A 20,240-nucleotide genomic window follows, 5' to 3' on the forward strand; every position below is an offset into this window, starting at 1 on the left:
TGAACTCATCGATGACACAAATGAATCAACTGTCAAAATGATTATTACCGGAAATATATCAATTAACGAAATACTGACTAAAAACGAAGAGCTAAATCAGGTTTTTCAAACGTTCGGGATTGATTGCAAGGCCGAAGGTTCTGAAACACTTTTTGAGGTGTGTGAAGTTCGGAGCATCGATTTTTCTGTATTAAAAGAATGTTTGGAGATCGTTGATCAGGCCCTTTATTAATCCTATTTCAAAAAAAAGACCCAATCCCGAATGAATTGAGTCTTTTACAGCTTTTAGTTTTTACACATTAAATCTGAAATGCATAATGTCTCCATCCTGCACAATGTATTCTTTTCCTTCCACTTTAAATTTCCCGGCTTCCTTTACCGCAGCTTCAGAACCTAAAGTAGTATAGTCGTCGTATTTCATAACCTCTGCCCGGATAAATCCTTTTTCAAAATCCGTATGAATAACTCCGGCAGCCTGAGGAGCTGTTGCACCGATAGGCACAGTCCATGCACGCACTTCCTTCACTCCTGCCGTGAAATAAGTTTGCAAATTCAACAAGGAATAAGCTGAACGGATCAACCGGTTTACTCCCGGTTCCTCCAACCCAAGTTCCTCCAAGAACATCTGACGTTCTTCGTAAGTTTCCAATTCGGAGATATCTGCTTCGATCTTTGCGCCAACAATCAGAATCTGCGCATTTTCATCCTTCACTGCCTCACGAACTGCTTCAACATGCGCATTTCCCGTTTTAACAGCAGATTCCTCCACGTTGCAGACATACATCACCGGCTTGGAAGTAATCAATTGGAATTTTTGAACGATTTCCGCTTCTCTTTCATCAAAATTCATGGATCGAACAGATTTCCCTTGCTCCAAAGTTGCTTTGATAGCAAGTGCCAGGTCATTTTCTTTCACCACTTCTTTATCTCCCGACTTTAATGAACGGGCCAAAGACTGGATGCGTTTCTCTATCGATTCCAGGTCCTTCAATTGCAATTCGATATCGATGATTTCTTTATCACTCACCGGGTCTACTCGTCCGTCAACATGGATAATATTCCCATCTTCAAAGCAACGCAACACGTGTAAAATAGCATCTGTTTCACGGATATTTGCCAGGAATTGATTACCCAAACCTTCTCCTTTGGAAGCTCCTTTCACTAAGCCCGCGATATCCACGATTTCCATAGTAGTTGGAACCACTCGCTCCGGATTTACCATGGATTCCAATTTCTCCAAACGCGGATCCGGAACAGAAATAGTTCCTACATTCGGTTCGATCGTACAGAAAGGAAAATTCGCAGATTGCGCTTTAGCGTTAGATAAACAATTAAACAAAGTTGACTTACCCACATTCGGCAAACCAACAATTCCGCATTTCAATGCCATAAAAAAAATTTTTGCAAAGATACTTTATAATTGCGAATTCAGAATTGAGAATTGAGAATTAAAGTTCCGGCCTATTTCCCCTTATCCCATAATTCGGCATTTGTAATTCGTAATTCGGCATTCATTTATTAATTTCGCAAAGCATCAAACAAAACACAGGCATGTTATTCCGTACCCTATTTTTTATTTCAATTCTGTTCAGCTTAAGCCCAGCTTTCAGCCAAAACGACTCTACCATGATCCGTAAGCTATTTGACGAAGCCCTGATTCGTGGAAAGTCTTACGATGATCTGCGTTCCTTGTGCAAGGGAATCGGTGCACGGCTTTCCGGTTCAACTCAGGCACAAATGGCCGTTGAATGGGGAAAACGAAAAATGGAAACCTATGGTTTTGATAAAATATACCTGCAACCTGTTATGGTCCCGCATTGGGAACGAGGGAACAAAGAAGTTGCCTGGATCCAAAGCAGTTCGGGAGAAGTGGTTCCGATAGACATTTTGGCTTTAGGTGGTTCGATCGGAACAAATGGGATGTTAAAAGCCGAAGTCGTTGAATTCAAATCATTGGATGACTTAAAGAAAGCTTCAAAAGCAAGTGTGCAAGGGAAAATCGTGTTTTTGAACCAAGCCATGAACCCTGCAGATATCGTGACATTTACAGCTTACGGTGGTTGTTACGGCATTCGCGGACACGGAGCAGTGGAAGGAGCAAAATTGGGAGCTGTCGGAGTGGTAATCCGTTCACTGGCTTTGCCGGAAGACCATTTCCCGCATACCGGTTCCATGTACTACGAAGAAGGAATTTCCAAAATTCCTGCCGGAGCACTTTCCACCATTTCTTCCAATGAATTGTCAAAAGCACTCGAAAAAGGAAAAGTGACCCTGATTATGGAAATGGATTGCCGCGATTTTCCCGATGAACCCTCTTTCAATGTGATGGGAGAATTGACCGGAAGCGAAAAACCCAACGAAATCATCACCATCGGTGGACATTTGGATTCCTGGGATGCCGGCGAAGGAGCACACGACGACGGTGCCGGGATCGTTCACTGCCTGGAAGCTTTACGTATTCTGAAAACAACAGGCATTAAACCGAAACATACGATCCGAGTTGTTTTCTTCATGAACGAAGAGAACGGGAACAAAGGCGGACACGCGTATGCAACCTGGGCAAAAAAAGAGAACCAAAAACAAATTGCGGCGGTGGAAAGTGATCGTGGTGGATTCAGCCCGGATGGTTTTGAATGCGACGGAAACCCATCATACGTCCAATTGATCAAAGGATTTGCATCCTTATTAAAACCATACGATCTCCACCATTTTGAAGCCGGTTACGGTGGTGTCGACATCAGCCCGTTAAAATCAGCTTATGAAGGAATTCCATTATTCGGTTTTGTTCCCGATTCACAGCGGTATTTCGATTTTCACCACGCAGCAAGCGATGTGTTCGAAAGGGTGAACAAACGCGAACTCGAATTGGGTTGTGCCAGCATGGCGGCTTTCGTATATTTACTGGATAAATCGTTAGAATGATGAGCGAACAGGACCCGTTTACCGGCAGACCGAATCCGGAATTTTCTCCGGCTTATGCCAAATATTATTTTGACCGCACCATCGGTCAGGATCATTTGATACATGCATTGGAAAAAGATTTGAATGAAACCGCCGCTTTTATCGCCGGGCTCCCCCCATCAAAAGCCGATTTTCAATATGCAGATGAAAAATGGACATTGAAAGGTGTCATCCTTCATTTTATTGAAACCGAACGCATTTTCCAGTATCGGGCACTGCGCTTTTCCCGAAAAGACAAAACTCCTTTGGATGGGTTTGATGAGGGCTGGTATGCACAGCACAACAATACCGATCAGCGTTCGCTCGAGGACCTGAGGTCGGAATTCATAGATGTTCGCAAGGCAAGTATCTCCCTGTTCAAAGGAATGACAACTGCTATGCTCGATTCAATCGGAACCGCAAACCACTCTCCGAATACTCCGCGAAATCTCGGCTGGATCATGGTAGGACATGTCATTCACCACTGTAACATCATCAAAGAGCGTTATCTGGTAGACACAGACGAAGCGTTTTAAACAATAAAACAGTAGGGGCGCGATTAATCGCGCCCCTACTGTTTTCAAATCCCCCTGTTCATTTCTTGGTTAATTAATTTCATCACAAATTGGTAATATGAGTCAGAATACTACTAAATTTGCACTCTCAACTGTTAATCACAGTATTTACGTGATTAATGGAAAATGAACAAGTATGGCAGATATTTTTGATAAAATTGAACGTAATCGTGGACCTATCGGACAGTATTCCAAAGGAGTTCATGGTTATTTCACCTTTCCGAAGTTAGAAGGTGAATTAGGCAACAAAATGATTTTCCGTGGAAAAGAGTGTTTGGTTTGGTCTCTAAACAACTACCTGGGATTGGCAAATCATCCGGAAGTTCGTGAAGCAGATGCGCAAGCGGCGGCACAATACGGACTTGCTTACCCGATGGGAGCACGTATGATGACCGGTCAGACAAGTGAGCACGAAAAGCTGGAAAATGAGTTAGCTGAATTCATGGGAAAAGAGGATTGTATTCTTTTGAACTTTGGATACCAGGGAATGGTTTCTGCAATCGACTGTTTGGTTGATCGCAGTGATATCATTGTTTATGACTCGGAAGCACATGCTTGTATCCTGGATGGGATGCGTTTACATACCGGTAAGCGTTTCGTTTTCCAGCACAACGATATGGAAAGCTTTGATAAGCAAATGAGAAATGCAAGCCGTTTGGCTGAACAAACAGGTGGCGGTATTTTGGTGATCACGGAAGGTGTTTTCGGAATGGCAGGTGACCAGGGGAAATTGAAAGAAATCATTGAATTCCGTAAATCCGGGAAATATGATTTCCGTTTGTTTGTTGATGACGCGCATGGATTCGGAACATTGGGTAAAACGGGACAAGGTGCCGGTGAAGCTCAAGGAGTTCAGGATGAAATCGACGTGTTGTTCGGAACATTTGCAAAATCCATGTCATCAATCGGCGGATTTATTTGTGCGAAGGAATCGATCATTGAATTCTTCCGTTACAACATGCGTTCCCAAATGTTTGCAAAAGCATTGCCTATCACTATCACGATCGGTGCACGCAAACGACTGGAATTATTGCGTACCCGCCCTGAATTGAAAGACAAATTGTGGGAAATTGCCGATGCACTTCAATCCGGATTTAAAAATGCAGGATTTGATATCGGTGATTCGAACTCCCCGGTTACCCCGGTTTTCATGAAAGGAAACCTCGCAGAAGCTACGAATTTGACATTCGACTTGCGTGAAAATTACAATATCTTCTGTTCGATCGTAATTTACCCGGTAGTTCCTAAAGATGTGATTATGTTGCGTATCATCCCGACTGCAGCACATACTTTGGAAGACGTCAATTACACGATTGAAACATTCAAGAAGTTAAAAGATAAGTTAGATGCCGGAGCTTACAAAGCGGATGAATTGGCAGCTGTTGAAGTAGACAGAAAAAAGTAAGAGAAAGCACTGCTTTCGAAGACTGAGTATAGCAATGACAAATTGCTATATTACGAAGGAACATATTCGTGCAAAATGTCTGCAGCAACTGACAACACTAAAATGAAACCCTGATAGTTAACTGTCAGGGTTTTTGTTTGCCTTTAGCCAATCTTCGATAAAGGAATTACTAAAAATTCGGCAGTGAATCGCGGAGGAGAATCAAAGAATCAGTATATTCACTCATCAAAAATTAAACTATGCTTAAGCTGCTCAACAGTGTTTTCTTTCCGAAATTCACCAATGAAAATAATTTCGAAGATGAGACCCGGTTCATACTGGCTTATCGGATGTCTTTGTTTTTGACTCTGGCGATCGGAATACTCAGCATTGTCCTGTTTATTTATTTCAGTACAACGGTTGCTTCTATTACATTGTTGGCCTTCTTCTCCGTTTTAGTTACAACAATTTACATCTTCAGAACCGGAAAATTCAAACTACCAACGATCATTTTCAATATAATCGGTGCTTTTTGCTGCACCGTAACCTTGTTCTTTGTTCACAACCAGCCGCATTTTTTGGATGGTTTTTGGATGACGATCAATATCCTGTTCGCTTTCATCGTATTGGGAGCGCGCTGGGGACTGGTATTCACTCTGTTTCATACAACCTGTCAATCGATTTACTTCTACTATTTCCTGGACCAGCAGATGGAAATTATGCGCAACCTGAGTCATGAACAACTCATTGCAACCGTCATTAACTGCATCTTGTGTTTTGCTATTCTCGGATATCTGGGTTGGGAAAACATCCGAACAAATGAGGTGGGAAGAAAAAAATTAAATGAAGCACAAGATGTTCTGCAAGTGCAATACAACATTATTTCCAAACAAAATGAAGAAAAAACGGTGATGCTGAAAGAGATCCATCACCGGGTGAAAAATAACCTCCAGATCATCACCAGTTTGTTGCGGCTTCAATCCCGAGAACTGGAAAACCCGGAAGCAATCGCCAAATTCAAGGATGCAACCCATCGTGTCATCGCCATGTCGATGATCCACGAAAAGATGTACCAGAGTGATCACCTTTCCACCCTTCATTTACGGGAATACTTACACGATCTTTCTTCCGACCTGGTTTCATCCTATCAATCCGGTTACCCGGTAAATCTAAAGATCGATTGCGACATCGATTCCATCGGCTTAAGGTCCATCGTTCCGATTGCCCTGATCCTGAATGAATTAATTTCCAACTCGCTGAAATATGCCTTCGACGATTACGACAATTGCCTGATCTCCATTTCTTTTATGCATCACCAGGGGAAAAAATGTAAATTGATCTACAAAGACAGCGGAACCTGGAAAGCTCCGTCGCGGCAGGGATCTTTCGGCTTAGACCTCATCGAATCCTTAACCGACCAATTGGAAGGAACCATGGAATTGAAAACCTATCCGGAAACCATTTTTGATATTACATTCAGTCCGCAGGAAGACCAATAAGTAGTTACACTTCTCCCCTTGAGGGGAGACAGAGAGGGGTGACCATCCCCCTTAATCCCCCTTCAAAGAGGGAAAATTGATTCAAATGCTTATTTTCGTAAAAACGCAAAAATGGAGAAAGAACAATTAATAGAATTGGCTTCCCAATTAAGTCATCCATCCGGAGAAAAAGGCAGTGAAATTGCTCAAATGATGAATGAAACCAATATCGGGATGACTAAAAATGCCATTGCGAACCTGAACCTGGCCTCCAATGATTCCGTTTTGGAACTGGGACATGGAAATGCCGGACATTTGGAGTTTCTTTTTTCTCAATGTCAAAGTATTGACTACACCGGTTTAGAGATCTCCACCTTAATGAACAGTGAGGCACAAGAAAAAAATCAATCTTTCATAAACGCCCAAAAGGCATCATTCGTGTTGTACGAAGGAGGAAAAATGCCATTCAAAAAAGATCAGTTCGACAAATGTTTTACTGTAAATACGCTCTACTTTTGGGAAAGTCCCCTGGAAGTGCTTTCAGAATTTTCCCGGATTTTAAAGCCAAAGGCATTGTTCTCATTGACTTTTGCCCACAGAAGCTTCATGGAAACCTTACCCTTTACCCCTTTTGGTTTTACACTTTACAACCCGGATGAAGTACTGAAACTGATTGAACAAAGTTCATTTATTTTGAATCAGGAAGACTCACAGGTAGAAACGGTAATGACCAAGACCGGGGATTCTGTGGAACGGCAATTCTCAACCTTCGTGCTGAACAACAATAAATAAATTAGGTACACACGATCTTTTTCAATGATCCATTTTCAATTTTTTCAATATGAAAGAACACACATACGAATCAACTGTCATCTGGACGGGAAACAAAGGCAACGGAACATCCGATTACGCAGCATACGGAAGAGAATTCACTCTGCAGATACCGGATAAAGTCGATTTGCTTTGTTCGGCTGATGTACCCTTTCGGGGTGACAAAACAAAACACAACCCGGAAGACTTCTTTTTGGCATCCCTTTCCAGCTGCCACATGCTTTGGTATCTTCACCTGTGCGCAGATGCAGGAATACAGGTAATCGAATACCGGGACGAACCCGTTGGTAAAATGGTCCAGGACCCAAATGGTGGAAGATTTACTTCGGTTACTCTCAGACCGAAAGTGGTCATCACCGATGCCTCCCAAATCGAATTGGCGAACAGCCTACATCACGAAGCAAACAAACAATGCTTTATAGCGAATTCCTGCAATTTCAAGGTTACTCACCTACCAACTTGTGTTACGAAAGACCTTTGATGATAAGCTGTAAATCTATTTTTGACGTAATAACACAATAGTACATCTGCCTATTGAAATACTGAAAATCCGGCATGCAAAAAAAGAAAAAAAGTCTTAATTCCATTCGAAAAGTCCGTTACGTTCTCTACAAGGAAACACTCGTCGATCTCAAAGAACACTTCTGGACCTTCATTGGTTCCTTTTTCGGTATCGGGTTAATTGCCTTTACTCAATCACTTTCCTTGGACAAAATATCCAACATCTTCCTCATCGGGTCTTTTGGGGCAAGCAGTGTTTTGATCTATGGAGCTATTCAAAGTCCGCTCGCTCAACCCAGGAATCTGGTAGGAGGACATGTTATTTCTGCTTTTGTCGGGGTTTGCATTTTCAAATTGATTCCTGATCCAATCTGGATTTCAGCTCCCCTGGCCGTCAGTTTTTCCATTATTGCCATGCAAATGACTAAAACGCTGCATCCTCCCGGAGGTGCTACCGCTTTAATTGCTGTTATCGGAACTGAAAAAGTTAAAGCCCTGGGATTTATATACGTTTTATCTCCGGTCTTATCAGGAGTCCTGATCCTGCTTTTGGTGGCACTCATTGCCAATAACCTGACAAAAAACCGAACGTATCCAACCAACAGCCGATTGACCAAATACATTAAACCCCGAAAAATTCGTTTAAGAGATGTCACTAACAGAAAGAATTTGTAAGAAAGGACATCACTATTTTAAAAGTTCGGATTGTCCTACCTGCCCGATTTGTGAGGCAGAACGAAAATCGGAAGTCGGCATTTTTGCCGCTCTTTCTGCTCCGGCAAGAAGAGCTTTGGAGAATAACAGGATCACTTCCCTGGAAGATTTGGCTCAATACAGTGAAAAAGAAATTCTATCATTCCATGGAATGGGAAAAGCCTCACTTCCGGTATTGAGAAAGTTATTATCCGATCATGGAGTTTCTTTCAAAGATTAATTGAGTTATATTTATCTGCGAACAGACAACAGGATGCAAGGTCCTCTAAACTTTAGGTCAATTCAAGTCTTAATATCCTAAAATCCTGTAGTCTTGATATCTTGATGTCCTAATATTCAAAATATGAAAACTTTCACTAGCGTGGATGAATACATTCGGGAGTTCGAAGAAGAAACGCAGGAGCGTCTTACCGAAATAAGAAAACTAATCCTGGACATTGCTCCCGAAGCAGCAGAATCCATTTCATACGGAATGCCTGCCTATAAACTCAATGGAAAACCCTTGGTTTATTTCGGAGGATACAAATCACATATCGGGTTTTATGCTACTCCCACAGGTCACAAAGCTTTTGAGAAAGAACTCTCGAAATACAAGCAGGGAAAAGGTTCGGTACAATTTCCATTAGATGAGCCACTTCCCAAAAAACTGATCCGGGAAATCATTCTGTTTCGTTTAATGGAGAATCGCGAGAAATATGGAAAGAAGAAATAGACAATCTATTCCCGTACGGAATTAGTAATTTCACAAAAAACAATTCATGAAACAACTTCTTTTCCTTTGTACCTTATTTGTTGTTACAAACTCATTCAGTCAGTTCACTCACGCCGATTCGTTGCGCGGTACTTACGGCCCGGGTCGTAATTGGTGGGATTTACGGCACTATGATCTGAGCGTCACATTCGATATCAGTAAGAAGGAAATTCACGGGAAGAATATCATTACTTTCTCAATGATTGGAAAAGGCCCGGATGAATTGGCTATTACAAGTACGCTGCAATTGGATTTACAAGAACCGATGATTATCGACAGTGTATTGATTAACAACAACTGGGTAGATCCTTCGAAAATCAAAAAGGATGGAGCGGCTTATTTTATTCCATTCATGTCACATGACGGATCTGAAAAAGAAGAAAACCAACTTGTTGTCTATTTCCATGGAAAACCGCGAGTAGCAAAACGCGCTCCTTGGGATGGAGGAATTGTGTGGACGAAGGATCACAATGGAAAACCCTGGGTTTCTGTAGCTTGTCAGGGGCAAGGGGCAAGTGTTTGGTTCCCGTGCAAAGATTCCCAATACGATGAACCGGACCAGGGAGTTACCATGCATTATACCTGCCCGTCTGATTTGGTTTGCGTCAGCAACGGAAGCTTTATCGGCAAAGAAATTAAAAACCTAGGTCAATCAATCTATTCATGGAAAGTCAGTAACCCGATCAACAATTACTGCATGATCCCTTACATTGGGGATTACGTGAACATACATGAACATTTTGCGGGGGAAAAAGGAAACCTGGAACTGGACTATTGGGTATTGAGAGGAAACGAAGAGAAAGCTAAAAAACAATTCCAGGATGCTCCCAGAACATTAAAAGCACTGGAATACTGGTTTGGTCCCTACCCTTTCTATGAAGATGGCTATAAATTAGTCGAAGCACCATATTTGGGAATGGAACACCAAAGTGCCGTTGCTTACGGAAATGAATTCAAAAACGGATATTTGGGTTCCGACCTGAGTAATACCGGAGTGGGATTAAAGTGGGACTTCATCATCGTGCACGAAAGCGGACACGAATGGTACGGAAACAACATCACTTCGAAAGACATTGCCGATATGTGGATCCACGAAGGATTTACCTGCTACAGTGAGACCTTGTTTACGGACTATTGGTTTGGAAAAAGCGATGCAGACAAGTACTGCCAGGGATTGCGAAAAAACATTCTGAACGACCAGCCTATTATCGGACCATACGGAGTAAATACCGAAGGAAGCGGTGATATGTATTACAAAGGGGCAAACATGTTACATACAATTCGTACCATCTATGGAAACGATTCGCTGTTCCGCATGATGTTGCGCAAAATGAATGCTACCTTTTACCATGAAACGGTTACAACTCAACAAATCGAACAGTTTATGTCGGCGGAACTGGGAATGGATTTGTCAAAAGTATTCGATCAATACCTGCGCGAGAAGAATCCTCCGACGCTGCAAGTGAAATACGGTAAAAAGAAGGTGAAATTCCGTTGGGTGAATTGCATTGAAGGTTTCGACATGCCGATCATAAACGGGAAACAAAAACTGGCTTGCACTTCCAAATGGGGATCGTATGCAATTGGGCATGATTATTCATTTGAGCTAAATCCCAATCTCTATATTTTGAAGAAAGAAAAGAAGTAATTCGGTAAAATGAGTAAATTCGTATTCCCATCTAAACAGTATGAAATACATTTATCACTTTATCATCGTCTTTTTTCCGACAATTTCTTTCAGCCAGTTAATTCTGGGAGGAAATGATCCCCAGGATTTAGTCACACATGCGCTTTCCGGATCCGGAGTTAGCATTTCCAATATTCAATACACCGGTTCTCCGGATGCCATAGCATATTTTTCATCGAGCAATATTACAGATATGCCTTACAGTTCTGGTTTTTTAATGACCACCGGATCAAAATACTACGCTCAGGGACCCAATAATTCAACTAATGCAGGTATTGACAATCAAACTCCCGGGTTCGCTCTTTTTAATAGTGTGTTCAATGCAACTTCCTATAACGCTTCCGTTATTGAATTTGATCTTGTTCCGAGTGGAAATACACTGCATATAAACTATATATTTGGTTCGGAGGAGTATAGTGGTCCCACTATTACCCCTGTCTACGCCTTCAACGATGCATTCGGGATATTCATTTCCGGTCCCGGAATAACCGGTACACAAAATATGGCCCGTTTACCGAATACCAGTCCTGTTTCAACCAGAACACTCAATCCTTCAGCAAACAGTCAATACTTTGTTTACAATGGAAGTGGATCTGAAGGACCTTACAACAGTTCTGACCAATACCTGCAATACAACGGGTTAAGTATTCCGTTAACGGCTTCCTCATCCAATCTCACCCCCGGTTCTTCCTACCACATAATCATGGTCGTTGCAGATGCCGGAAACGCCATGCATGATTCGGGTGTCTTCCTTGAGGAAGGAGGAGTTACAGCAAGCATCGACGAAACCACATTGGACCATTTTGTCAGTATTCTTTACAATTCATCCAAGCAGGAGGCAACCATTCAAATCTCAGAATACGAGGACCATTTGACTTATTCCATTGTCGATCTTTCCGGAAAAATCTGGGAGCAATCCAAAATCAGTGAAACTACGCTTATTGATCTGAGCGATTACTCATCAGGAATGTATTTGATCCGTGTGGAGGGAAATAACGGTCAAATCACCAAAAAAGTGATTCGCTGATTACTTTTGGTTTTCACCTTTAGCGTGTCATTTTGTTAATTAATTCTCGAAAGTTGCTTCCGAACACCTTCCTGATTTTGGTACTTTTGTAGAAATTTGCAAGCATGTTAACGCTCGATCCGAAAGAACTTCCCGTACCAAAACTCCATGGTTATCTCCTTGGAGCTATTGGACCACGTCCCATCGCATTTGCTTCAACAATCGATGAAAACGGGGTAAACAACTTGTCTCCATTTAGTTTTTTCAACGTGTTTTCTGCTGCTCCACCCATTTTGATTTTTTCTCCGGCAAGAAACGGGAGAACGAATACCACAAAAGATACCTACAACAATGTCAAAAAAATACCGGAAGTGGTTATTAACATTGTGAACATGGATATTCTTCACCAAATGAGTTTAAGCAGTTCTCCTTACGGACCGGAAGTGGATGAATTCGTGAAATCCGGATTAACTCCTGTGAAATCAGACACCGTCAGACCTATGCGTGTTTTGGAAGCTCCTGTTCAGTTTGAATGCAAAGTACTGGAAGTAAAGGAGCTCGGTGATCAGGGTGGTGCCGGTAACCTGGTAATCTGTGAAGTGACTAAAATTCACATACATGAAGAAATCCTTGCGGAAGATGGTACCATCGATCAAAAAAAGATCAACCTGGTAGCCCGAATGGGAGGAAACTGGTATTGCCATGCGAATGAAGCATCCATGTTTGAAGTTACCAAGCCCATCACGACTGTCGGGATCGGTTTTGACCAGATTCCGGAGGATATCCGGGTAAGTCCTGTCCTTTCAGGAAACGATTTGGCACAGCTTGCCGGCATTACTGAAATCCCCAATGAAACTGACGTAAACGAGTATAAATTATTGGAATTAAGTGATTTATTCCTAACTTTAGAAGACGAACCGGCGAAATTGGAACTCGCTTTACACGAACGTGCAAAAGAATTAATTAATAACAACGATATTGAAGGAGCCTGGATGACCTTGCTCTCTTTTAACGATTAAAATAGTAAATACCCGTAGAAATATGTTTAAAATATCCGGAATCTTAAAGGTTAAGAATGATACTGTTCAAGTATCGGAAAAATTTTCAAAAAGAGAATTTGTTTTAACTGATAATGCAAGTATGTATCCACAGGATATCTTGTTTCAACTGACACAAGATAAGTGTAGTTTAATTGATGGATTCAACACCCAGGAACAAATTGAAGTGTCTTTCAACTTAAGAGGCCGTGAGTGGACAAGTCCCCAGGGGGAAGTGAAATACTTCAATACTTTAGAAGCCTGGAGAATTGAAAAAGTTGGAAATCCTTCCATGGGTGGAGGAATCCCGGCAGGAGGACCTACAGCAATGAATTTAGATCCGATTGCAACTCCAAGTGCTTCTACAGCACCAAGTGACGATGACGATTTACCATTCTAAATAATCCCAAGCCCCGGTCATTAACACCGGGGCTTCTTATATCCTCAACTCATGAAACCTGAAACGCAGCGTAAATTAACCGGAAACCTGACACTCATACGAATTATTTTCGGGGCCTTCCTGTTTGGAATCGTCAGTTTTCTTACGGTTATGAGTATTATCGTCGTTCCGGGAAGCCAACAAGCAAACATCAACGAACTGTTGCAACTGATCGCACCTATTATCATGGTCATTGCTGTCTCAACCAGTATTTTTCTGCGTAAATCCATGCTCTCGAAGGTGCACAACGAAACAAATCCATTGAGCCTCATCAAAGCCTATACATCTTCCAAAATTATTCAAATAGGTTTGGTGGACGCGTCGATTATTTTTGCCATTGTTTGCTACGTACTCACAACAAACACTTTTTTCATTGCTTTAGCTGGTATCGGGATTCTTTATTTTATATCGTTATTTCCACTTCAGAAGAAAGTAATTCAACAACTTAAGTTAGATCAACCCATCGAATTCTGATTCAATTTGGGAAGCTTTTTTCCAAATTGGAAATTTCATCCTGATCCGAAGGAGGTATAATAACGCGTTGCTAGCCCTTTACTTCTCTTGCAACCGTCTGTTTTTCAATGATTTAAATTCTGTTTAACTTATTTTATAAAGTTCAAACCGGGCACTGGTATCATTTTTCCCAAACCGGTTCACAGAATTTTAAAAAAATAAGTACCATGAAAAAGTTCATCATCGCAGCGATCGCACTTACAACAACCGTGTTCGCAAATGCTCAGGCAGAAACAACAGTTGCCAAAGCTCAAACGGAAGTGGCAGATGCAAACAATCCGGATCGAGTAAAAATCAAACTGGAAGAATTACCGGCGGCCATAAGAAAAGCATTAACGGAAGACGCTTTCCAGGGATGGACTGCTAAATCAGCATATGTTGTAAAAGCGGAAAAACCTTATTACGAAGTCGAATTGACTAACACAAAAGCTGAATTAAATGTCGTGAAGTTTAATGAAGACGGAACAGTGATCAAAAAATAAGCTGTACTCATCATTAACAATGAACGGTCTTGTAGGTACCTGAAGTTTTATGTACCTACAAGATTTTTTCCCGTTTCATAGCCTACCTTCCCTTCCACTCGGGTTGAGAGACCATCAGATAAGCCACCAGGGCGACCAAATAAACAGGATAAAACAATTCGAACAAACCCAAACCGATCAAATCAAACGATGTCGGTTTCTTTTTATCCATTTTCACCAGCATAAAATCCATTCCGTATTTGAAAACGATGATTAAGCCGGTCAGCCAATAAACTCCTGCAAAAAAAGTAATGATCAGGAGAAGGAAATAATAAACATGCAGTCCGACAGCCCAAATTCCTAAGAAATTGTTTAGAGAATCCGCAACATGACTTGTTTTTCCCAGCCAGCGAACACGTTGCTCCATCACTTCCGAAATAGTCTCCGGAGTTTCCGTTTCTACCTTTAAGGCTTCATTTTCTACTATCTCTACCCGTTTCCCGAATGTACGAAAGGCACGTAAAGTATAAATATCATCTCCACTCAAAATGTGATCGTGATCATCAATATCGTCTACCTGGTCAAAACTGGAAACATGGATCAGCAAATTTGCGCCGCTGCAGTTTACGGGTCTTGCCCATCCTGCAATTCCTTTGTTCAAAAGCGTCGTAAAAAGATATTCCAGTGTGAAGAACGATTGCCACCATTTTTTTCCTGTCATTTCAACCGGTAAAATGATCAGTTCAGCCTCGGGAAGGAGCAGCATCGATTTCATGTAATCTTTTCCAAAAGATACATCCGCGTCCATTGTTAAGCAATATTCCGTTCGTACATGGTCCATTCCAAAGCGAATCGCACGCTTTTTGCCCCTTTGTTCTTCCGGTAAATGCAACAAACGGATTGGGAATGAATCCATTTCTTTAAACAGATCGATATAGGAATCTGAGGAATGGTCATTGACAAAAATCCATTGTGCCGGCTGATAACGCTGTGAATAAATACAATCCAGAAATACCTGGAGATTGTCTGCTTCATTTCGAAAAGGAACAACAACCGATATTTCATCAATTGCCATCATCTTTTTTGAATTTCGGCTAACGCGTAATCGATTCACGCCAAACAGGAGTGTTAATATCGAAAGAATGTAGAGAAGTACCCAGGAACCAATCAACCACATAACTTAATTTTTTCTTTTCGGTAACCAAATAAAACTACTCATAAATGCGGGTAAGGCGATATTTATCAGGTAAATAAAAATACTGCACACAATCACATCCGGAACAGAAACACTGGTTTTTGCAAAAACGAATAACGCGGCTGTTTCCCGGATCAGCACCTTCCCAGACCACAAAGACGGAACAAAGGACGTAAAAAGATAAATCAGCCAGATTTGTGTGATCAGGAACCAAAAATCCCCGTAACCGAACGTCACAAATAAAAGCGCATATTGCACACTAAAAACCAGGAAACGAATGGATGAATATGCCAAAAATGGCCATTTGAGGTTTTGATAGCGTCCCCGGATACTTTGCAGTCTGCGGACAAAAAGGTACCTGCTTCGGTTCTTCGGAAGCAGGTAATCGCCAAAAAAGTAAATCAGCAAAATTACCAGCGCTGCTCCGCTTGCAGAGATCCACAGGGAATTCGTTCGACCATATTTCAAAAACACTGCAAACAAACCGAAAAGCAATGTTGGAACGAGTTGACTTAAATTGGCAAGTGCTGTTGAAAAAACAATGTAGATTGTCTGTCTCTTTTGAAAGTAAATCAATCTTCCGAGAAAATTTCCCCAGCCGTTTGGCGACATGAAACCGGAAGCTACTCCTGCCCAAAATGCATTTTTTACCAGTTTCGTTTCCACATTCAACGGATCTGTAATGATCTTCCATTTCAGGAATTCCATCCATAAATTGGGAATAAGCAATGTGAAAGCCAGAATCAATGCCCACCAATGTGCGACTTCCAATCCCCTGGCATGCTCCCAATCCACGTTTTTCAACTGAAAATACAAGGTCCAGATTACTGCTGTAAACACCAATAATTTGAATAATGTCATTAAACCAGCCCGTTTTTTAGTAGCTTTAACTTTCTCTTTCATTTGCATGGCCGAAGATAAAATAATTTTAGGGATTGACCCCGGAACAACTGTACTTGGATACGGATTAATCCACATTCAAGGCACGAAAATTGACATGCTCAACTTCGGTATTATCCAGTTGAACAAACTCGATAATCAACCGGATAAATTAAAACGCATTTTTGATCGTATCGATGGACTTATGGAAGAATACAAACCGGATGAAATGGCTATCGAAGCTCCTTTCTTTGGCAAAAACGTTCAATCCATGTTAAAACTTGGCAGAGCACAAGGCGTAGCAATCGCAGCTTCGCTAAGACGGAATATTCCTTATGAAGAATACACTCCGAAACGGATCAAACAAGCCATTACCGGAAACGGAAACGCATCGAAAGAACAGGTTGCTGCCATGCTTCAAACCTTGCTCCGTTTTGATGAACTTCCCAAATACCTGGATGCGACAGATGGATTGGCTGCGGCAGTTTGTCATCATTTTTCCAAAGGAGTGGGTGAAAACAACAAGACCAAAGGAAGCAGCTGGAACAGTTTTTTGAGTAAAAATCCCGAACGAAAAATAAGATGAAAAACCTGGTTGTGATTGTTTTTTTCCTTGCTTCCTTTTCTCCTTTGAGTAAAGCGCAGGAAGTATTCGAATGGTATGAGGGAAGTTGCCTTTCAATAGCAGTAATCGACTCGTCAAAAGCAAATTATCAGCAAGTACAGAACGCCCATTATACCTTGGTCCAGTCATCCGAATTAAGTCAGCCGTTTCTTGCTTATCAGCCAAAAGACACAGCCTATTTAAAAATCAAAAGTATTCGGTTTGAATGCCACAATTTTGTAACGGAATTAGAGCAAATGGAATATCCGAAGGGCGATTATTGGGCCAATCTCAAAAAAATGAGACTGGAAAATATCCGGGAACAATGCCTGCTTCGTGAGAAAGCTGTTATTGCATTAAATCAACCGAAAGCATTAAAGGGAACTCCTTATTGCAAAGAGTGTTCGTATTACGTAAATGCTTTGGAAAAAGGTGGAAAAACCCTCCTAAACGCCTGGAAAGAACTTCACGAAAAGGAAGTTGCCGGGGCGCTTGATCCGGATCCGATTAACAAAGCCTTCGAGCAGCACTGGAACGCTCCGGACAAGGAACTGTGGGCTAGAATTGAAGTACTGAGATATGGCTGGTGGAATTGTATCCTGGAAAATCAAACAGCCTGGTTCAATGAGAACCAATATCACCGGGAATTCAAAAAATTGATGACCTCTATTCAATTAGAATGCCACTAAGTTTTCTTTTGCAGCTCGATCGATTCTTTCTGCAGGTTTTCCATTACCTTATCCAACATGAGTTTGTATTCTTCATGCATACTGGTATAATACATGAATGAATCCTCATATTGTTTCTCGGTAATGTGTTTCGATTTCAGGTAATCCCTTCCGGAAGCAGTCATTACTTTATAATACCGGTTTACGGTAGAATAAGTTGTTTGAATATGTCCTTCCAGGATCAGCATGTCCGTCATCAGGGTAATCATCTGATCCTTGGGAATTAAGTTCTCAGGCTTTTCCAAACCATGCAATTCACTATCACAGGACTGCAATAAAATAAAAAGACATATTCCAAGTATTTTTTTCATCGGTTAAACAACATGCGTTCGCCTCCTTTTTCTCCTGTCAGTTTCCCATTTTCGTAAACCAAAACACCGTTCACAAACGTTTTTTCCACAGAGGAAGAAAAAGTGGTTCCTTCAAATGGCGACCATCCGCATTGGTAAAGCAGCGAATCTTTTGTGACAGTCGATTTTTTGTTGAGATCTACTAAAACGAGGTCTGCAAAATAACCTTCCCGCAAAAAACCCCGGTCTTTTACCTGGAAACAAACAGCAACAGCATGTGCCATTTTTTCAACTACCCGTACCAACGGAATTTTTCCGTTTGCAGATGCATCCAGCATTGCCAGCAAAGCGTGCTGAACCAATGGTCCTCCCGAAGGTGCCTGCAAATATGGCTGTTGTTTTTCTTCGATCGTATGAGGTGCGTGATCTGTCGCAATCACATCAATGCGGTTATCCAATAACGCTTTCCAGATCTGGTCTCTGTCTGCTGCTGTTTTTACAGCCGGATTCCACTTGATCCAGGTTCCTTTGCTTTCGTAGTCTGCATCCGAGAACCATAAATGATGTATACAAGCCTCAGCGGTAATGCGTTTTTGTTCCAAAGGAATATCATTGCGAAATAATTCCGTTTCGATTCCAGTGGAGATATGCAGGATATGTAATCGTGTGTTGTTCTTTTTTGCCAGTTCAACCGCTTTGGAAGAGGATAGATAACAGGCTTCCGCACTTCGGATCAAAGGGTGAGCAGACATCGGAATAGCTTCCCCGTATTTCTCTTTGTATTCTTCCAGGTTCTTTCTGATCGTTGTTTCATCTTCGCAATGTGTAGCTATCAGCATGGGTACATTTGCGAACAGGTGTTCCAACGTATTGGTATTATCAACCAGCATGTTTCCTGTAGAAGATCCCATAAATATCTTGACACCGCAAACATCCTGAATGTTTGTTTTCATCACCTCATCATAGTTATCGTTCGAAGCTCCCATGAAAAAAGAGTAGTTCGCCGGAGAAACCTCTGCTGCACGCAGGTATTTTGCTTCAAGTAATTCTTGTGTCAGGGTATTCGGAACGGTATTCGGCATTTCCATGAAAGAAGTAATTCCTCCTGCAACTGCCGCCCTGGATTCAGACTGGATATTCGCTTTATGCGTTAGTCCCGGCTCCCGGAAATGTACTTGGTCATCAATACAACCCGGGAGTAAGTGCAATCCTTCACAATTGATCTCTTTCACTGATCCGTCAACCGAAATAGAGGGTGCAATTTTGGAAATCCGCTTTCCGTCAATTAACACATCTCCGATAAATTCCCGGCCCTCATTTACCAGTGTTGCACCTTTCAGTAAAATCTTTGTCATTACACCTTTAAATTTCTCATTTTCCAAACTCCAAAGAAAGCTTCTTTGAAAATACTTGAAGACATCTTTGATTCTCCGAATTGACGGTCAATAAACGTAATCGGAACTTCAATTATTTTAAATCCTTTTCTTTTCGCCGCATACTTCATCTCAATCTGAAAAGCGTATCCTTTGAAATGAATATTGTCCAAATCAATAGCTCTAAGTACCTTATTGGAATAACACATAAATCCGGCAGTCGTATCCGAGATCCCGATAAACAAGATCATCCGAACATAAACAGAAGCAAAATAGGACATCAATATGCGGCCCATCGGCCAATTTTGTACCTTTCCTCCTTTTGTATACCGCGAACCGATACTTACATCGGCTCCGTTTTTTGTACACGCTTCCAGCAACCGGGGTAAATCCAGCGGATTGTGTGAAAAATCGCAATCCATTTCAAAAATGTATTCGTAGTCCTGTTTGAGGGACCATTTAAACCCATGGATATACGCTGTTCCGAGTCCCAATTTCCCCTGTCTTTCTTCCAGAAAAATGCGCTGGGGAAATTGTTGCATCAAATCACGAATAATGGCGGCCGTACCATCGGGAGAATTGTCATCCACAAACAGAATATCGATTGCAACAGGCAAGCTCATGACTGCCTGGGCCATACGCTCAACATTCTCTTTTTCATTATACGTCGGGATAATTACAACTGCTCGCGTCACGTGGGTTCAATTTCAGGTGATAAAAATAGTCAAATTCCGCTTCCTTCAACGAATTTATAGAGTTTCTAACATATTTTAGAATTCCGGAAACCAAAATTTTTATGCCTGATTTAATCGGTTAAACTATTCCAGTCAGATGAATACATTCCATTGACACTT

Annotated in this window: 23 protein-coding genes; 17 read left to right on the forward strand and 6 right to left on the reverse strand. The window is 41.5% G+C overall.

What is annotated here, in order from left to right; translation table 11 throughout:
- Nucleotides 1–292: 292 nt before the first annotated feature.
- Nucleotides 293–1,384 carry a redox-regulated ATPase YchF gene (gene ychF, locus FO442_RS12660; protein ID WP_144333737.1) on the reverse strand — a complete coding sequence of 364 codons (1,092 nt, stop codon included), beginning with the start codon at nucleotides 1,382–1,384 and terminating at the stop codon, nucleotides 293–295.
- 242 nt (nucleotides 1,385–1,626) lie between these two features.
- On the opposite strand from ychF, the gene FO442_RS12665 reads away from it, so the two are divergent.
- The 15 genes from FO442_RS12665 (at nucleotide 1,627) to FO442_RS12735 (ending at nucleotide 14,338) form a co-directional block, all read left to right on the forward strand.
- Nucleotides 1,627–2,922 carry a M20/M25/M40 family metallo-hydrolase gene (locus tag FO442_RS12665; RefSeq protein WP_246073850.1) on the forward strand — a complete coding sequence of 432 codons (1,296 nt, stop codon included), beginning with the start codon at nucleotides 1,627–1,629 and terminating at the stop codon, nucleotides 2,920–2,922.
- Entirely contained in the window at nucleotides 2,922–3,476 is a 555-nt protein-coding gene (locus FO442_RS12670; RefSeq protein WP_186280103.1) for a DinB family protein, read from the forward strand. The genes FO442_RS12665 and FO442_RS12670 overlap by 1 nt, the downstream gene beginning before the upstream one ends.
- 175 nt (nucleotides 3,477–3,651) lie before the next feature.
- Nucleotides 3,652–4,920 carry an aminotransferase class I/II-fold pyridoxal phosphate-dependent enzyme gene (locus tag FO442_RS12675; protein ID WP_144333571.1) on the forward strand — a complete coding sequence of 423 codons (1,269 nt, stop codon included), beginning with the start codon at nucleotides 3,652–3,654 and terminating at the stop codon, nucleotides 4,918–4,920.
- A 239-nt stretch (nucleotides 4,921–5,159) separates the two neighbouring features.
- Nucleotides 5,160–6,398 carry a sensor histidine kinase gene (locus tag FO442_RS12680; RefSeq protein ID WP_144333572.1) on the forward strand — a complete coding sequence of 413 codons (1,239 nt, stop codon included), beginning with the start codon at nucleotides 5,160–5,162 and terminating at the stop codon, nucleotides 6,396–6,398.
- A gap of 111 nt (nucleotides 6,399–6,509) precedes the next feature.
- Nucleotides 6,510–7,169: a class I SAM-dependent methyltransferase gene (locus FO442_RS12685; protein ID WP_144333573.1), complete on the forward strand. Its 660-nt coding sequence runs from the start codon at nucleotides 6,510–6,512 to the stop codon at nucleotides 7,167–7,169.
- 49 nt (nucleotides 7,170–7,218) lie between these two features.
- A complete protein-coding gene (locus FO442_RS12690; protein WP_144333574.1) occupies nucleotides 7,219–7,689 on the forward strand; it encodes an OsmC family protein in 471 nt (156 codons plus the stop codon).
- A 74-nt stretch (nucleotides 7,690–7,763) separates the two neighbouring features.
- Nucleotides 7,764–8,384 (forward strand): HPP family protein, encoded by a 621-nt coding sequence (locus FO442_RS12695; protein ID WP_144333575.1) that lies wholly within the window; start codon nucleotides 7,764–7,766, stop codon nucleotides 8,382–8,384.
- The gene (locus tag FO442_RS12700) at nucleotides 8,359–8,643 is read left to right on the forward strand and encodes a DNA-directed RNA polymerase subunit alpha C-terminal domain-containing protein (RefSeq protein WP_144333576.1); all 285 of its coding nucleotides are present in this window, start codon (nucleotides 8,359–8,361) and stop codon (nucleotides 8,641–8,643) included. The genes FO442_RS12695 and FO442_RS12700 overlap by 26 nt, the downstream gene beginning before the upstream one ends.
- 123 nt (nucleotides 8,644–8,766) lie before the next feature.
- Entirely contained in the window at nucleotides 8,767–9,135 is a 369-nt protein-coding gene (locus tag FO442_RS12705; RefSeq protein WP_144333577.1) for an iron chaperone, read from the forward strand.
- Nucleotides 9,136–9,181: 46 nt separating this feature from the next.
- Nucleotides 9,182–10,822 (forward strand): M1 family metallopeptidase, encoded by a 1,641-nt coding sequence (locus FO442_RS12710; protein ID WP_144333578.1) that lies wholly within the window; start codon nucleotides 9,182–9,184, stop codon nucleotides 10,820–10,822.
- Between the two features lie 40 nt (nucleotides 10,823–10,862).
- Nucleotides 10,863–11,888: a choice-of-anchor L domain-containing protein gene (locus FO442_RS12715; protein ID WP_144333579.1), complete on the forward strand. Its 1,026-nt coding sequence runs from the start codon at nucleotides 10,863–10,865 to the stop codon at nucleotides 11,886–11,888.
- Nucleotides 11,889–11,992: 104 nt separating this feature from the next.
- On the forward strand, nucleotides 11,993–12,886 hold the full coding sequence (locus FO442_RS12720) for a flavin reductase family protein (RefSeq protein WP_144333580.1): 894 nt from the start codon (nucleotides 11,993–11,995) through the stop codon (nucleotides 12,884–12,886).
- Between the two features lie 22 nt (nucleotides 12,887–12,908).
- Nucleotides 12,909–13,304 carry a DUF3127 domain-containing protein gene (locus FO442_RS12725; protein ID WP_144333581.1) on the forward strand — a complete coding sequence of 132 codons (396 nt, stop codon included), beginning with the start codon at nucleotides 12,909–12,911 and terminating at the stop codon, nucleotides 13,302–13,304.
- A 51-nt stretch (nucleotides 13,305–13,355) separates the two neighbouring features.
- Nucleotides 13,356–13,817 carry a hypothetical protein gene (locus FO442_RS12730; protein WP_144333582.1) on the forward strand — a complete coding sequence of 154 codons (462 nt, stop codon included), beginning with the start codon at nucleotides 13,356–13,358 and terminating at the stop codon, nucleotides 13,815–13,817.
- Between the two features lie 206 nt (nucleotides 13,818–14,023).
- Complete coding sequence (locus FO442_RS12735) at nucleotides 14,024–14,338, forward strand: hypothetical protein (RefSeq protein ID WP_144333583.1); 315 nt, start codon at nucleotides 14,024–14,026, stop codon at nucleotides 14,336–14,338.
- Nucleotides 14,339–14,420: 82 nt separating this feature from the next.
- On the opposite strand, the gene FO442_RS12740 is transcribed toward FO442_RS12735, so the two are convergent.
- Both FO442_RS12740 and FO442_RS12745 read right to left on the reverse strand, forming a co-directional pair.
- Nucleotides 14,421–15,395: a glycosyltransferase gene (locus tag FO442_RS12740; protein ID WP_186280105.1), complete on the reverse strand. Its 975-nt coding sequence runs from the start codon at nucleotides 15,393–15,395 to the stop codon at nucleotides 14,421–14,423.
- A 102-nt stretch (nucleotides 15,396–15,497) separates the two neighbouring features.
- On the reverse strand, nucleotides 15,498–16,373 hold the full coding sequence (locus FO442_RS12745; protein ID WP_144333585.1) for a hypothetical protein: 876 nt from the start codon (nucleotides 16,371–16,373) through the stop codon (nucleotides 15,498–15,500).
- Between the two features lie 46 nt (nucleotides 16,374–16,419).
- On the opposite strand from FO442_RS12745, the gene ruvC reads away from it, so the two are divergent.
- Nucleotides 16,420–16,977 carry a crossover junction endodeoxyribonuclease RuvC gene (gene ruvC / locus FO442_RS12750; RefSeq protein ID WP_144333586.1) on the forward strand — a complete coding sequence of 186 codons (558 nt, stop codon included), beginning with the start codon at nucleotides 16,420–16,422 and terminating at the stop codon, nucleotides 16,975–16,977.
- Nucleotides 16,974–17,684 carry a hypothetical protein gene (locus FO442_RS12755; RefSeq protein ID WP_144333587.1) on the forward strand — a complete coding sequence of 237 codons (711 nt, stop codon included), beginning with the start codon at nucleotides 16,974–16,976 and terminating at the stop codon, nucleotides 17,682–17,684. The genes ruvC and FO442_RS12755 overlap by 4 nt, the downstream gene beginning before the upstream one ends.
- On the opposite strand, the gene FO442_RS12760 is transcribed toward FO442_RS12755, so the two are convergent.
- The 3 genes from FO442_RS12760 to FO442_RS12770 are packed head-to-tail and all read right to left on the reverse strand — an operon-like array spanning nucleotide 17,681 to nucleotide 20,081.
- Nucleotides 17,681–18,034, reverse strand: a complete 354-nt coding sequence (locus FO442_RS12760; protein WP_144333588.1) for a DUF4296 domain-containing protein — start codon at nucleotides 18,032–18,034, stop codon at nucleotides 17,681–17,683. The two genes, FO442_RS12755 and FO442_RS12760, sit on opposite strands and share 4 nt — an antisense overlap.
- Nucleotides 18,031–19,368, reverse strand: a complete 1,338-nt coding sequence (locus FO442_RS12765; RefSeq protein WP_144333589.1) for a dihydroorotase — start codon at nucleotides 19,366–19,368, stop codon at nucleotides 18,031–18,033. Before FO442_RS12765 ends, FO442_RS12760 begins: the two co-directional genes overlap by 4 nt.
- Complete coding sequence (locus FO442_RS12770; protein ID WP_144333590.1) at nucleotides 19,368–20,081, reverse strand: polyprenol monophosphomannose synthase; 714 nt, start codon at nucleotides 20,079–20,081, stop codon at nucleotides 19,368–19,370. The genes FO442_RS12765 and FO442_RS12770 overlap by 1 nt, the downstream gene beginning before the upstream one ends.
- Between the last annotated feature and the right edge of the window lie 159 nt (nucleotides 20,082–20,240).

Source organism: Fluviicola chungangensis (assembly GCF_007558725.1).
Lineage (GTDB): Bacteria > Bacteroidota > Bacteroidia > Flavobacteriales_D > Crocinitomicaceae > Fluviicola > Fluviicola chungangensis.